The organism is Allobosea sp. R86505, from assembly GCF_042466375.1.
Classification (GTDB): Bacteria; Pseudomonadota; Alphaproteobacteria; order Rhizobiales; family Beijerinckiaceae; genus Allobosea.
The window spans coordinates 4,730,258-4,742,636 of record NZ_JAXHPY010000001.1 but is presented as its reverse complement, the minus strand read 5'-3'; the positions used below and the strand labels follow the sequence as shown (position 1 = coordinate 4,742,636).

The 12,379-nt window shown below is 66.1% G+C and carries 12 protein-coding genes; 5 read left to right on the top strand and 7 right to left on the bottom strand.

Features of this window, described 5'->3' with window-relative positions; all coding sequences use genetic code 11:
- Positions 1–40: 40 nt before the first annotated feature.
- Both SJY11_RS22895 and SJY11_RS22890 read right to left on the bottom strand, forming a co-directional pair.
- On the bottom strand, positions 41–676 hold the full coding sequence (locus tag SJY11_RS22895; protein WP_376989014.1) for an NrsF family protein: 636 nt from the start codon (positions 674–676) through the stop codon (positions 41–43).
- Entirely contained in the window at positions 666–1,247 is a 582-nt protein-coding gene (locus SJY11_RS22890) for a sigma-70 family RNA polymerase sigma factor (protein ID WP_376989013.1), read from the bottom strand. Before SJY11_RS22890 ends, SJY11_RS22895 begins: the two co-directional genes overlap by 11 nt.
- 216 nt (positions 1,248–1,463) lie before the next feature.
- Between SJY11_RS22890 and SJY11_RS22885 the strand changes: the two genes are divergently transcribed.
- Positions 1,464–2,411, top strand: coding sequence for a radical SAM protein (locus SJY11_RS22885; RefSeq protein ID WP_376989012.1), 948 nt, complete (start codon positions 1,464–1,466; stop codon positions 2,409–2,411).
- A 31-nt stretch (positions 2,412–2,442) separates the two neighbouring features.
- Positions 2,443–2,895, top strand: a complete 453-nt coding sequence (locus SJY11_RS22880) for a DUF302 domain-containing protein (RefSeq protein WP_376989011.1) — start codon at positions 2,443–2,445, stop codon at positions 2,893–2,895.
- 442 nt (positions 2,896–3,337) lie between these two features.
- Here SJY11_RS22880 and SJY11_RS22875 read toward each other — a convergent pair whose 3' ends face one another.
- From SJY11_RS22875 to SJY11_RS22860, 4 genes are read right to left on the bottom strand one after another with little or no spacing between them, the layout of a single operon-like run.
- Positions 3,338–4,132 carry an inositol monophosphatase family protein gene (locus SJY11_RS22875; protein WP_376989010.1) on the bottom strand — a complete coding sequence of 265 codons (795 nt, stop codon included), beginning with the start codon at positions 4,130–4,132 and terminating at the stop codon, positions 3,338–3,340.
- Positions 4,129–5,781: a putative 2-aminoethylphosphonate ABC transporter permease subunit gene (locus SJY11_RS22870; protein ID WP_376989009.1), complete on the bottom strand. Its 1,653-nt coding sequence runs from the start codon at positions 5,779–5,781 to the stop codon at positions 4,129–4,131. Before SJY11_RS22870 ends, SJY11_RS22875 begins: the two co-directional genes overlap by 4 nt.
- Positions 5,782–5,818: 37 nt before the next feature.
- Positions 5,819–6,955, bottom strand: coding sequence for an ABC transporter ATP-binding protein (locus SJY11_RS22865; protein WP_376989008.1), 1,137 nt, complete (start codon positions 6,953–6,955; stop codon positions 5,819–5,821).
- Positions 6,956–6,990: 35 nt separating this feature from the next.
- Positions 6,991–8,016: an extracellular solute-binding protein gene (locus SJY11_RS22860; RefSeq protein WP_376989007.1), complete on the bottom strand. Its 1,026-nt coding sequence runs from the start codon at positions 8,014–8,016 to the stop codon at positions 6,991–6,993.
- Positions 8,017–8,321: 305 nt separating this feature from the next.
- On the opposite strand from SJY11_RS22860, the gene SJY11_RS22855 reads away from it, so the two are divergent.
- The gene (locus tag SJY11_RS22855; RefSeq protein ID WP_376989006.1) at positions 8,322–9,581 is read left to right on the top strand and encodes an aminotransferase class III-fold pyridoxal phosphate-dependent enzyme; all 1,260 of its coding nucleotides are present in this window, start codon (positions 8,322–8,324) and stop codon (positions 9,579–9,581) included.
- A 243-nt stretch (positions 9,582–9,824) separates the two neighbouring features.
- Here the strand turns inward: SJY11_RS22855 and SJY11_RS22850 are convergent, their stop codons facing one another.
- Positions 9,825–10,100, bottom strand: a complete 276-nt coding sequence (locus SJY11_RS22850; RefSeq protein ID WP_465247444.1) for a hypothetical protein — start codon at positions 10,098–10,100, stop codon at positions 9,825–9,827.
- A gap of 652 nt (positions 10,101–10,752) precedes the next feature.
- Here SJY11_RS22850 and SJY11_RS22845 point away from each other — a divergent pair.
- Both SJY11_RS22845 and SJY11_RS22840 read left to right on the top strand, forming a co-directional pair.
- Entirely contained in the window at positions 10,753–11,778 is a 1,026-nt protein-coding gene (locus tag SJY11_RS22845) for a helix-turn-helix transcriptional regulator (protein WP_376989005.1), read from the top strand.
- 288 nt (positions 11,779–12,066) lie between these two features.
- Positions 12,067–12,378 carry an STAS domain-containing protein gene (locus tag SJY11_RS22840; protein WP_376989003.1) on the top strand — a complete coding sequence of 104 codons (312 nt, stop codon included), beginning with the start codon at positions 12,067–12,069 and terminating at the stop codon, positions 12,376–12,378.
- Position 12,379: the final 1 nt, after the last annotated feature.

Below are 12,379 nucleotides of genomic sequence, written 5' to 3'. Positions count from 1 at the left end.
TCCGGGTCCATCGAAACGGACGAGCCGGCAGGACTGCGCGTCACCAGCGGAGCAGTGCGCGGCCGAGCGCCGCGCCCGCCAGGCCGACGATCAGGGCGGCGAGGCTGTACCAGGTCGCGACGAAGAGCGGGCTGTCCTCGTTGCAGAACAGCCCGTAGGCGAGGATGGCGAGGCCGGCGGAGGCGAGGCCGGCCAGCGCGCCGGCGGCGACAGGCTCGGTCGTGGCTCCGCGCCGGAGGATCGTGAGCGAGGCGATCAGCGGCAGGGCCGCCAGGGCCGGAACCAGCGTTAGGCAGGTGACGATGCCCTTGCCGAAGAGCCTCGCCCACCAGCCGTCGAGACCGTAGCGCAGGAGATCGGTCGCCACGACGAGGCCGAGGAACCCGACGACGGCGAGGAGCCATTTCGAGGCCGCCGAAGCCTGGGCCTCCGGCCGCGAGAGGTCGAGCGCGCCCGAGATCGCGCTCAGGGCGATCAGCGCGCCGAGCATCAGCTTCAGCAGCGTCGGCGCCAGGCCCGCCGTAACGAGATCGGGGCGCACGCCGGTGAGCGCCAGAAAGCCGGCACCTGTGAGCGCAGCCGCTGCCGGCCACCAGCGCAGCAGGATCGTGCTGACGGGTTTCGGCTGGTTCGGCAGATCCTGAACCAGCACGTCGATCATGTCGTCAGTCCGCATCGGCTCTCCCCTTGAAGGTCCGGGCCAGCTGTTTCAGGGCCCGATGCAGCGCAACCCGCACCGCACCCTCGCTCATGCCGAGTTGACCGCCGACCTCGGCTGCGCTTCGTCCGGCGAGCGACACCTGCTCCACGATCTGACGCTGGCGCCCGTCGAGGACCGACAGCATGCGCTGCACATCGAGCTGGCTCTCGCCGCCGTCATCAGGCGCGGCGAGGGTTTCGACGGCGTCGTCGAGATCGACCTCGCCGCGCGCGCCCACGCGGCGCAGGAGGTCGATCGTCTTGTGTCGCGTCACGGCGTTCAGCCAGGGTGTCAGCGGCATCGACCGATCCCAGGTCGCGCGCTTCAGATGGACGGCGAGAAGCGTTTCCTGAACGATGTCCTCGACCTCCGCCTGTCCGCGCCCCGAGCGCGCCAGACCATGCCGCACCCTCCCGCGCACATGCGGAACGAGGGCGGCCAACAGCGTCTTGTAGGCGACCTGATCGCCATCGAGCGCCAGTCGCATCAGGCGGCTCCATTCGTCTTCGTGGTCTGGCTTGCGTTCTTGCACGCCGCTTCCATTCATTCGGGCCGGACTGCCGTTTTGTTACAAGCGACCGCGCCACTCCGCAAAGCAGCTTTGCGTGAGGCGGGCGCGTGGAGCCCGGTCAGCCGGGGCGGCCCGCCTTCCACCCCCCACCCGGTGCGTTGCGCGCCGAGCCTCACGACAAAAAGTTCGGGGACGCCGTAACGAAGCGGTCGCCTTGCGCGTATCTTCACATGAATGACGCCGGAGCCAGATGTGAACGCGCCAACCCTTATCACGGCCAAGTTTGTCGATCCTGTGCGGACCGCCAAGGGCGAGCGGCGCGCGCGCGTCCATCTCAAGCGGTTGGAAACGCTCTGGTTCAATACGGGCACGCTGTGCAACATCACCTGCCAGAACTGTTACATCGAGAGCTCCCCCAGCAACGACCGGCTGGTCTACCTCTCGCTGGCCGATGTCACGGCCTATCTCGATGAAGTGCGGGCCGAGCGGCTGCCGGTCCGGATGATCGGCTTCACCGGCGGCGAACCGTTCATGAACCGCGACATGATCGCGATCCTGACGGAGACGCTGGAGCGTGGGTTCGAGACGCTCGTGCTCACCAATGCGATGCGGCCGATGATGCGGCGCCAGGAGCAGCTCAGGCGGCTGCGCGAGGCCCATGGCGGGTTGCTGCGCTTCCGTGTGTCCCTCGACAGCCATCGACCCGACATCCACGACGCGGAGCGGGGTGCGGGCTCCTTCGCCAAGGCGATGGAAGGCCTGCGCTTCCTCTCGAGGGAGGGCTTCCAGATCGAGATCGCCGGTCGGCATCTGGACGCCGAGCCGGAGACGGTCGCACGCGCGGGTTATCGCGAGCTGTTCGATCGCGAGGCGATCGCAGTCGACTGCGACGACCCGGTCCAACTGGTGATCTTTCCGGAGATGACCCCCGACGGCAACCCGCCGGAGATCACCGAGGCGTGCTGGGGCATTCTCGACAAGAGCCCGGACGACGTCATGTGCGCGACTTCGCGAATGGTCGTGCGGCGCAAGGGCGCCGATGCGCCGGCGGTCGTGGCCTGTACCCTGATCGCCTATGACGAGCGGTTCGAGCTCGGCCGCACGCTGAAGCAGGCGGATGTCCCGGTTCCCCTGAACCATCGCTATTGCGCCACGTTCTGCGTCCTGGGCGGTGCGGCCTGCGGCGTGAAGAAGTCCTGATCCCCAAAACCTCGCAGTCGGAGTTCACCAGATGACACGCGCATTGGCCATGAGTCTTGCCGCCCTGCTGCTGACGAGCGCGACGGCGCTGTCCCAGAACCTCGCCACGGTCGAAAGCCGGTTCGCCGTGAAGGAGACCTCGGACCGGCTGGCGGCCGAACTCGAGAAGCGCGGCATCCGCATCGCTGCGCGGATCGACCACGCCGCCGCGGCCAAGGCCGCCGGGCTGGAGATGCCGCCGACCGAGGTCATCATGTTCGGGAATCCGCGCCTCGGCACGCCGTTGATGCTGGCCCAGCCATCGGTCGCCATCGAACTGCCGATGAAGATGCTGGTCTGGCAGGACGGGACCGGGAAGGTCATGATCGCCTATACGCCGCCGTCGGCGCTGAAGGAGCGTTATCGGATCACCGGACAGGACGAGCCGCTGACCGCGATGGCCGGCGCGCTCGCCGGCCTCGCCAAAGCCGCCGGCGGTCAGTGACCGACTTCAGGGGCAAGACGATCCCACTGCGCGGAGCTGCCGCCATATCCGCGGCTGGCGCCCCGGCCGTCATGGTCGCCCCACTCTCGACCAGCGCCGCAGTGACTGCCTGCCGCCGACATCGTGTGTGGCGGCGGCGTGGCTAGCGTTCATGCGGCGAAGGGCGTAGCTCAGCGCTGGTGCGCCGGTAACGGTTCCCGGCTTCGATGGGCTCGGCATTGATCTGGGAAAGTAGCATAGCAGACTTTGGCGCTCTGGGTGTCGCTGCCCAGCAATGTCGTGAAGCTTGGCTGCGAGGTGCGCCGAGCTCGGCGACGGAGCGAGCCTGCAACGGATCGACTGAACCGTGCGATGGTAGGGATGCGCTACCGAGTCTGAGAGCGCTCCCGTGGCGTTCTTTCGTTTCAGGCCAGACGACGATGACTGTCGTGGCTCTTGCCTTTCACCGTTGAGGCCAACCGAGCGCGGCGAGAGTCGCGTGACGTAGCGTCGGATCGCCAACAGCGAGCATCCCGTTGGCGCGCAGCGCGTCCGAGCCGTCGAGCGCCGTGACGAGTCCGCCGGCTCCGGCGACCAACGGGATATGCGCGGCGATATCGTAGATCTCGAACCCGCCCCAGCCGATCGCGATGTCGATATGCCCCTCCGCCAGCATCGCCAGCGAGAAGCAATCGCCGCCATAGACCAGCATGCGTACCGCCGCGCCGAGGCGCTCGACGGCGGCATGGGCGGTGGGGTCCCGTGCGATCGATGAGCTCACCCACACCGTCGCGTCAGCGAGCGCGATGCACGGCCTTGATTGGAGTGGGAAGACCTGCTCCCCGCGCCGGCCGAAAGCACGCGTACCATCGCCCCAATAGCGCTCGCGCAGAAAAGGCTGGTCGAGAAGGCCGACAACCGCCTCGCCCCTGTGCAGCAACGCGATCAGGGTGCCCCAGACGGGCTGGCCGGAGATGAAGGCTTTCGTGCCGTCGATCGGGTCGATCACCCAGACATACTCGGCATCGGCGTTGTGGCGACCGAACTCCTCGCCGATGATGCCATGGTCCGGGTGGTGGGCCCCAATCAGTGCGCGAATGGCCAGCTCTGCCGCCCGATCCGCCTCCGTGACCGGATCGAACCCGGACGCCGCACCCTTGTCGGTGATCGCCGGCCTGGCGCGATACCAGGGCAGGATCGCCGCGCCCGAGGCATCGGCGAGGCGATGAGCGAAGCTGAGCAGGTCCGGCTCGGTCATGTCGTGCGCCGGCGCCAACTCTGCGACCGCAGGACGAGCCCACGCAGGACCATCTGGATCGCGGTCGCCACCATCGACATCGCCATGATCAGCACGGCGAAAGCCGCCGCCTGGCCGATGCGGCTCCCCTCGACGAGGTTGATGACCGCGATCGCCGCGACGCGCGTCTGCGCGGTGAACAGGAAGATCAGGGCCGACACGGTGGTCATGGCGTTGACGAAGAAGTAGCCGGCGACATCGACCAGTGTCGGCATGAGGACAGGAAGATAAACCCGCCGCGCCGCGCCCGCCGGGCGTACGCGCAGGGCCTGCGCCGCCATGTCGATCTCGCGATCCAGCCGCTGCAGCTCGTTGACCGCCATCAGATGCGGCACGGTGTAGAAATGCGCGACCGTGCAGAGCATGATCAGGAGCATCGTGCCCTGCAGCCCATGCAGCGGGTTGGTGGGGTTGTTGAAGAAGAAGACATAACCGAGCCCGAGCACGAGGCCTGGAACGGCAACAGGGACCATCGCGACAGCCTGCAAGCCGTTGCGCACGCCGCTCGCGCCGAGCCGGCGCGCGACCAGCCAGCCCGACAGCGCCACCATCGTCGTCCCGATCAGCGCGGTCCCGGCAGCGAGCACGAGCGAATTGCCGAGCGCGCGGAATTCATCGTCGTCGGTGAAGAGCCGCTCGTAATTCTGCAGGCCGAGCGTCAGGTTATAGGGCCAGAACCGCACCAGTGATCCATAGATCGCCATGCCAAGGATGGCGAGGATGGCGCAGGTCACCACACCAGCGAATCCAAACAGCGCCGCGTCGCGCCAGACCAGCCGCTCAGGCTCGATCGGCACCGATTTCCCGGTGATCATCGAGCGCTGGCTGCGCCGCGCGAACCAGTCGATGCCATAGGCGATGACCGCCGGGAGCAGCAGCAGGACGCCGACGACCGCGCCCATCTCGAAATCGAAGCGGCCGATCACGAGCTTGTAGATGTCGGTGGCGAGCACATTGGTGGACCCGCCGACGACGCTGGGAATGCCGAAATCGGTGAAGACCAGGATGTAGACGATCGAGGCTGCACTGATGGCCGCATAGCGGCAGGACGGCAGCGTCACCGTCACAAAGCGTCGCCAGGGACCGGCCTTCAGCGCGCGCGCCGCCTCATAGTGGCGCTGGTCTCCGGCAGACAGCCCCGCACTGAGAATCAGAACCGCATGCGGGAATGCATAGAAGGCGCTGGCCATGACGATCCCGACCGGCCCGTAGAGGCTTTCCCCGAAAAGCCAGTGCTTCAGCCAGCCCTGGTTGCCGAACAGGAAAACCATTCCGAACGCCGGCAGCAGAGACGGGGCCAGCAGCGGCAGAAGCGCCATCAGCCGGAAGAAGCCCCGGCCCGGGATGCGCGTGCGCACCAGCGCGTAGGCATAGGGAAACGCCAGCGCCATGACGATGACGGTGGAGATGGCCGACAGGCTCGCGGAATTCCAGGCGGCGACGGCCAGGCCTGGCTCGGTCGCATAGCGAATGAAGTTGTCGAGGCCGACAAAGCCGCCGTCCCGCGCCAGAAAGGCGCGGAGCAGCAGGGCCGAGATCGGCAGGACGGTGATGATCCCGAGCAACAGCAACAGGATCGGCGGCAGCGCCGCCCCCGTCAGATCCGGCATGATCGGGCGGGATCGCCTGTCCGCGGCGGTCGCTGCCTCAACCATGATCGTCGAGCAGGAAAAGCTGGCTGGGGGCGACACCGAAGGTGACGTGATCGCCCGGCTCCGGCGGCGCGCCAAAACGAGGGAACGGCACCTCGGCCGTGATGGCCGGCGCGTCGGCCTCGTCCGGAAGCAGGGTCAGGCGCAGCCGGTCCCCCAGAAACGCGGTCGCCGTCACGCGGGCGCCAATCCCTGGCGAGGCCAGTTCCCCTGCGCCAGCCAGCATGACGGCGGCGGGACGAAAGCAGACAAACGCACCGGGCTTCTCCGAACCCAAAGGCTGAGCGAGCTGGAAAGAGAGCCCCTGGCTCTCGACGCTCGTCCCGGAGACAGACCTGACGGGCAGGGCGTTGATCTCACCCAGAATGCGCGCGACGAACAGGTTGGCCGGTCGATGGTAGAGTTCGGCGGGCGCGCCGACCTGCTCGATCCGCCCGGCATTCATCACCACGACGCGATCGGCGATGGACAGGGCTTCCTGCTGGTCATGCGTGACCATGATGCTGGTGACACCGACGCGCCGCTGCAAGGCCCGCAACTCGTCGCGCAGGCTGGCCCGGACATTGGCATCGAGCGCCGAGAGCGGCTCATCGAGCAGGAGAAGCCCGGGCGACAAGGCGAGCGCGCGCGCCAGGGCGACGCGCTGCTGCTGGCCTCCGGAGATCTGGCTGGGGTATTTCTGCGCGTGCCCCTCGAGGCCCACCAACTCGAGCAGTTCGCGGATGCGGGTCGCGCGATCGGCGCGCGACATCGGCAGGATTTCGAGCCCGAAGCCGACATTGCCCGCGACGGTGCGGTTGGGAAACAGGGCATAGGATTGGAAGACGATGCCGAAATCGCGCGCCTCCGGCGGGTCGGCGCTGATCTCCTGCCCGTCCTGCCGGATCGAGCCGGAATCGGCGGTCTCGAAACCGGCGATCAAACGCAGAAGCGTGGTCTTGCCACAGCCGGAGGGGCCGAGGATGCAGAGGAGTTCGCCGCGCATCACGTCGAGGCTCGCATCCTGCACCACGGTCGCGGTGCCGTAGCGCTTGGTCAGGCCCGACAGAGACAGGAAGGGGCGAGCGCTGGCGCTCGCCCCTGATGTTTCCAAGCTCGGAGCGACCGAAAGAGAAACCGTCTCAAGTGTCATGGCTCGCTCTTTCGGACCGTCCCGGGTTCGGCCGATCAGGACTTCGGCGGAACCTTGACGCCGTAGCGCTTCTGCCATTCGGCCATGACGGCCTCGCGGCTGGCGGCGAGCTTGGCGAAGTCCATCTTCAGCAGCTTCGACTTCTCGTCCACCGGGTAGTTCTTGGGGAGGGACTGAATGTCGTCATAAGCCGTGATCGGCAGGAACTTTGACGAGATCTCCGCCGCCTCGCGCGAGGAGATCCAGTCCGACATCGCCTTGGCGTCGGCGAGGTTCTTGGCGCCCTTGACGATGGCGGCCGCCTCGATTTCCCAGCCGAGTCCTTCGGACGGCAGAATGATCTGGATCGGGGCACCTTCGTTGATCGATTTCACGCCCGGCGTTGCATAGGAAATGCCGATGAGGGTCTCGCCGGACGCCGCCTGGCGGCAGGGCGCCGAGCCGGAATGGCCGTATTTCGAGACATTCTCGTGCAGCTTGTCCATGAACTCCCAGCCGCCCTTCTCGCCGAAGACGGTCAGCCAGCCATTGACCGCCAGAAGCGCGGTGCCCGACGACAGCGGCGAGGGCATGGTGATCTGGCCCTTGTAGACCGGGTTCGTCAGGTCGGCCCAGCTCTTGGGCGCCGGGATGTTCTTCTTGGCGGCCTCAACCGTGTTGAAGCAGAGCGACGACGCCCAGGCGTCGATGCCCACCCAGACCGGCTCGGCTCGGCCATCGCGCATCACCGGCGCAACCTTGTCGTAATGGGCCGGCTTGTAGGGCAGCAGCAGGCCGCGCGCATCGGCCGCCATCAGGGCGGAGACGGCATTGCCCATGATGATGTCGGCCTGCGGCGATGCTGCCTCGGCGATGACGCGGGCGATGATCGGCGCGGTCGAGCCGAGGATCGCATTGACCTTCACCTGCGGATGCTTGGCCTCGAAGCCCTTGATCAGCGCCTTGGCCTGATCTTCGTCGAGCGAGGAGTAAACAGTGAGTGTCCGCTGCTGGGCCACGCCCGCCACGGGCGCCAGAGCCACAAAACCCGCGATGCTCGCGGCCAGAACGTGCTTGAACATGTCAGCGATTCCCCCAGACCCGTCATCTCGTGATGACCTAGCGAGAGCGGATAGGGCGGATGCACGACGTTTGCGTGACACCCGAACTCGCGGCCGGCCGGAGCCTGTCGTCCGCAGATTGCGGCCATTGCGGCTGTCGCCAAAGGGTCGTCAAGCTCACCTATGCCCACGCATGTCGGCAGCGCCACCATTGACCCCGATCCTGCGCGTGCCGCTGCCATCTTTGGCGAGGCCTGCGCCATAGCTTGGCGCTGGCCGTCCCGCTGCGGGTGCGGGCTGGTGGTTTCGGCGGGAGGCGATGCGCGATGAGCGGGGATCTGGTTGCGCGCGATGCCGCCGCCTTCTTCCATCAGGATGGCTCCAGTCCCTGCGTCTCGGCCCTGCACGCGGTCGACGGCGTCTGGCTGGAGGATGACACGGGCCGGCGCCTGCTCAACCTGCACGGCAACACCGCCCACCATATCGGCTACGCCCATCCCGAACTGATCGCCGCGCTGAAGGACCAGCTCGACAGGCTGCCGTTCTCGCCGCGGCGTTTCACCAACGAGCCGGCGGTGGCGCTGGCGGAAAAGCTCCTGTCGAAATGGCCGGGACCACCGGCCCGGGTTCTCTTCGCCACGGGCGGCTCGGACGCGATCGAGATCGCCCTGAAGCTCGCCCGCGTCGCGACGGGCAGGCCCGAGACGATCTCGATCGAAGGCTCCTATCACGGGCATGGGTTCGGCGCGTTCGGCCTGTCATGCACCGCGCCCGACGCCAGGCTCGGCCCGTTCCTGCCCGGACGCCACCATGTCACGCCCTACTGGCATCCTGATGATGGCGCGGCGCGCATGGTGGGGGATGTCCGGCGGGTGCTGGAGGCGTCCTCGCGGATCGGCGCTCTGATCGCCGAGCCGATCCGATCCAACTGCCATGTGCCGCCGCCCTGGCTCTGGCCGCAGATCCGGCAGCTCTGCGATGCGCATGGCGTCCTGCTGATCTTCGACGAGATTCCCTCCGGCCTCGGCAAGACCGGCCGCTTCTTCGCCTTCGAGCATGTCGGCGCGACGCCGGATGCCGTGGTGCTCGGCAAGGCGCTCGGCGGCGGCATCCTGCCGATCGCCGCGGTGATCGCCGATGCGCGCCTCAACCTGGCGCCCGAGCTGTCGCTCGGCCACTACACCCATGAGAAGAACCCGGTGACGACGCGGGCGGCGCTGACGATGATCGGGATCATCGAGCGCGACGGGCTGATCGCCCGCGCCGCGTGGCTAGAAACGGAGATCCGTGCGCGGGTCGCTCGGATGCGCGCAAAAACCCCGCTGATCGACCATGTCCGCGGCAAGGGTCTGCTGCTGGCGATCGGTCTCGACCCGGACCGCGTCGGCGAAGCCAGCTTGCCCATCGCCGCGATCATCGACCTTCTGCGCGATCACGGCCTGTCCACGACAGCCAAGGGCCCCTCGAGCTTTGGCTTCTCGCCGCCGCTGACAATCAGTGACGCCGAACTCGACTGGGCGCTCGACCGTCTCGGCGAGGCAATGGCCGCAGCGCGGGCGTCAATAGGCGTGCCGTCCAACACGTAATCGAAGATGCCATAGCTAGATGGAACGGCTTGCCACTGCGACGAGCCGGGGCGAAGCTCATCAACTAGCAGGCAGTTGAAAAAGCGGCTCGTGGATCTGTCCTTTGCGTGATTCACTCCTCTGCGTTGGGGAGGATCGGGATGCGCGGAACGGACGAGAGGACGGGGGCGCTTCTCAGCGACGTGGACCTGGAGGCCCGGATGCGTGTGAGCAAGCGCCGAAGATTGACCCTACGAGTTCTGCTTATACCTCATTGATTTGAAAGGCATATTGCTGTTCATGGAGGGTTCGCGGCCGGCGCCGGTCGTGAACCCTCACAAAAAAGATAAAACCTAATAAGTTTAGTGTCTTAGACCGAACTTGAGGCGGGGTCGCACTGCGGTGCTGAATCACAGCCAGCCTGTTCAGGGCGATCTGGAAGCGGTCCTTGGCCTCGCGCGCGCTCTTGGTGCGCAGCGACATGTAGACCTTGTCGGAGACGGTCACGGTGACCGATTCGCCGTTGATCGGCAGGGTCACGGGACGGCCGCGCGCGACCTCCCGGAGTTCGTTCGGAACCCGAACGTTGAGGTAGTAGGATCCCGACTTGGTAGTGAGGGGATGGGTCCTGCGAGGGCCATTTGTGAAGACGCTGTACAGAAGCGAATTCGCGACAAGCCATTGAAAGACCGTATCTCTTTATCCTGCTGAGGAAAAAGAGTGGTGCCCAGGAGAGGACTCGAACCTCCATTATGGGCGGCTAAACATTGAAATCAAACGCGTTTTTTGATGTCCGCAGGGATTGGGTGTCAAAGGAAAGTGGCAATACTGAACTTTCATCATTCATAGCAGAGACCGGCCCGAAAGCCAGCTGCGAGAAGTGACTTGCATCGGGTTGTCGTGTGATCTCACAGATATCGCGGGCCGCCCCACCAAGGGCATCGAGGCGACCGTCTGGATAACGTCAGGATCTGGGCGAGCTAGTCGCTGGCCATGCGCAGAAGCTCGTGAGGGGAGGTGCCTTGTCATGATGGTCTACGGCGTGATCTCTCTTCCCCGTCTCCGTTATCTGTCCAACCGCAGAGGGTCATGATCGTTCGCCGAGCCCGGCCGTGTTCCTGCGCCGTCCGGCTAGATGTGCTACACACTTACGGGGCTTGATTACCAAACGTCAATCGCGTCAATTGGAGCGGTGACGACCACGCCACAGCTACCTGCCGCAGCAGACCGGCCGTCCGGGAGCTTCCCAGGCGAGCGACCGCACTCGTTCGTAAGCCGCCACATCAGCGAGACCCAGTCCTGGCTGAACGCGCGCCTGCGCCGCGATCTCAGGCTTGAGCCTCTCGGGCCGCTCGGCCCGCATGGCTTCGAGGCGAGGCTAACAGCCCATGTGCTGGCAGGAGCCCATCTTATTCGCGCCGAATATCCCGCCGGGATGCGGCTGAAACACGGCGATGCCAAGGACGATCTCACCATCATCGTCGCCGCCGCCGGAGGCAGCCTCTATTCCGCCGGGCTGCAGACGCTGGCCGCGGTGCCGGGGCGGGGGCTCCTCCTCAACACCGGACTCTGCAAGTCCATTGAGTATGCGCGCGGCAGCGTGCACACGACCTTCACCATGCCAGGTGAGGAGGTCGCCCGCATCCTCGAGGCCACATTCGAGCGGCCTGCGCCCGGGCAACTGGACATTGCCGGCACGTTCGATGTGGCTTCCCCCGAGGGCGCGACGATCGTCGCGATGATGAGTGCGATCGAGGCGGGCCTCTCAGGCCACGCCCCGCTGACATTGGCGCCCCATGCGGCAAGTCTGCTGCGCGATGGACTGGTTATGCTTATCCTAGCGCGCTTCCCTCACCGCTATGCTTCCTGGTTCGAGAGGACGGCGCCCCCCCCGGCACCTTGGCAGATCAGGCGGGCGGTCGAGGTCATCGACGCGCACAAAGATGGGCCGCTTACCGTCCAGGAGGTCGCCGACGCCGTTGGTATAGGCCTGCGGACGCTGCAGGAAGGCTTTCGGCGTCACAAGCAGGTCTCGCCGCACGACTATATCAAGCAGGTGCGCCTGGCCGCGGTGCGCGCCGAGTTGATCGAGCCCGGCTCCACGCGCTCGATCGAGGCGATCGCCCGGCACTGGGGTTTCGTCAACCGCGGGCACTTCGCCCTCGACTATCGCAACGCCTTCGGCGAGCAGCCCTCCCAGACCCGTCGCCGCCGCTGACCCGTTCTGGCACGACCGTGCCTGCCCGATCCTTGAGCAGCCTCCGGGGCCGCTCTGCGGCTGGTTTCCTGACTTAAAGTACCACGATCCGGCATGGTTAACCAAACGCCGCCATCTCAGCCGGCGCTGACTCCGGCTGCGCCCCCCCCCGACTCCGGCGGCGAATCTCCGTATCAAAGAAATTAAATAGGAAAACAGTATTTTTTACTAAAAAATAAGTTATTTGATCTAAATTCTATATATCGAGCACGGAATTCTCGGCTGACGTAAGGTTAGATTAGGAACGTGATGAGCAAGAACATTGCCATGGAGCGCGCATCATATACGGCAGGGGCGGATTGTACCCTACGTCACGCCAAGGCAACGGCCGCGTCCCTCGTCGGTCTTCTCGGAGCCGGGGCCGGGATCGAGATCGACTGCGCCGGCGTCGAGCAGGCCGACATCACCTTCGTACAGACGATCGTCAGCGCGCAGCGCAGTTACGCGGCGCGCGGCCTGCCTTTCGCGTTGACCGGGATGACCGACAGCGCCCGCTCCGCCTTCCTGCGCGCCGGGGTGACGCCCCCCGGTGCCGTGCCTTCCGAACTTTCCGGGAACTGAC

What these genes read in the sequence shown, in the direction of transcription:
- SJY11_RS22895 (WP_376989014.1), bottom strand. Translation starts at nt 676, where the DNA reads ATGCGGACTGACGACATGATCGACGTGCTGGTTCAGGATCTGCCGAAC.
- SJY11_RS22890 (WP_376989013.1), bottom strand. Translation starts at nt 1,247, where the DNA reads ATGAATGGAAGCGGCGTGCAAGAACGCAAGCCAGACCACGAAGACGAA.
- SJY11_RS22880 (WP_376989011.1), top strand. Translation starts at nt 2,443, where the DNA reads ATGACACGCGCATTGGCCATGAGTCTTGCCGCCCTGCTGCTGACGAGC.
- SJY11_RS22875 (WP_376989010.1), bottom strand. Translation starts at nt 4,132, where the DNA reads ATGACCGAGCCGGACCTGCTCAGCTTCGCTCATCGCCTCGCCGATGCC.
- SJY11_RS22870 (WP_376989009.1), bottom strand. Translation starts at nt 5,781, where the DNA reads ATGCCGGATCTGACGGGGGCGGCGCTGCCGCCGATCCTGTTGCTGTTG.
- SJY11_RS22865 (WP_376989008.1), bottom strand. Translation starts at nt 6,955, where the DNA reads ATGACACTTGAGACGGTTTCTCTTTCGGTCGCTCCGAGCTTGGAAACA.
- SJY11_RS22860 (WP_376989007.1), bottom strand. Translation starts at nt 8,016, where the DNA reads ATGTTCAAGCACGTTCTGGCCGCGAGCATCGCGGGTTTTGTGGCTCTG.
- SJY11_RS22855 (WP_376989006.1), top strand. Translation starts at nt 8,322, where the DNA reads ATGAGCGGGGATCTGGTTGCGCGCGATGCCGCCGCCTTCTTCCATCAG.
- SJY11_RS22840 (WP_376989003.1), top strand. Translation starts at nt 12,067, where the DNA reads ATGAGCAAGAACATTGCCATGGAGCGCGCATCATATACGGCAGGGGCG.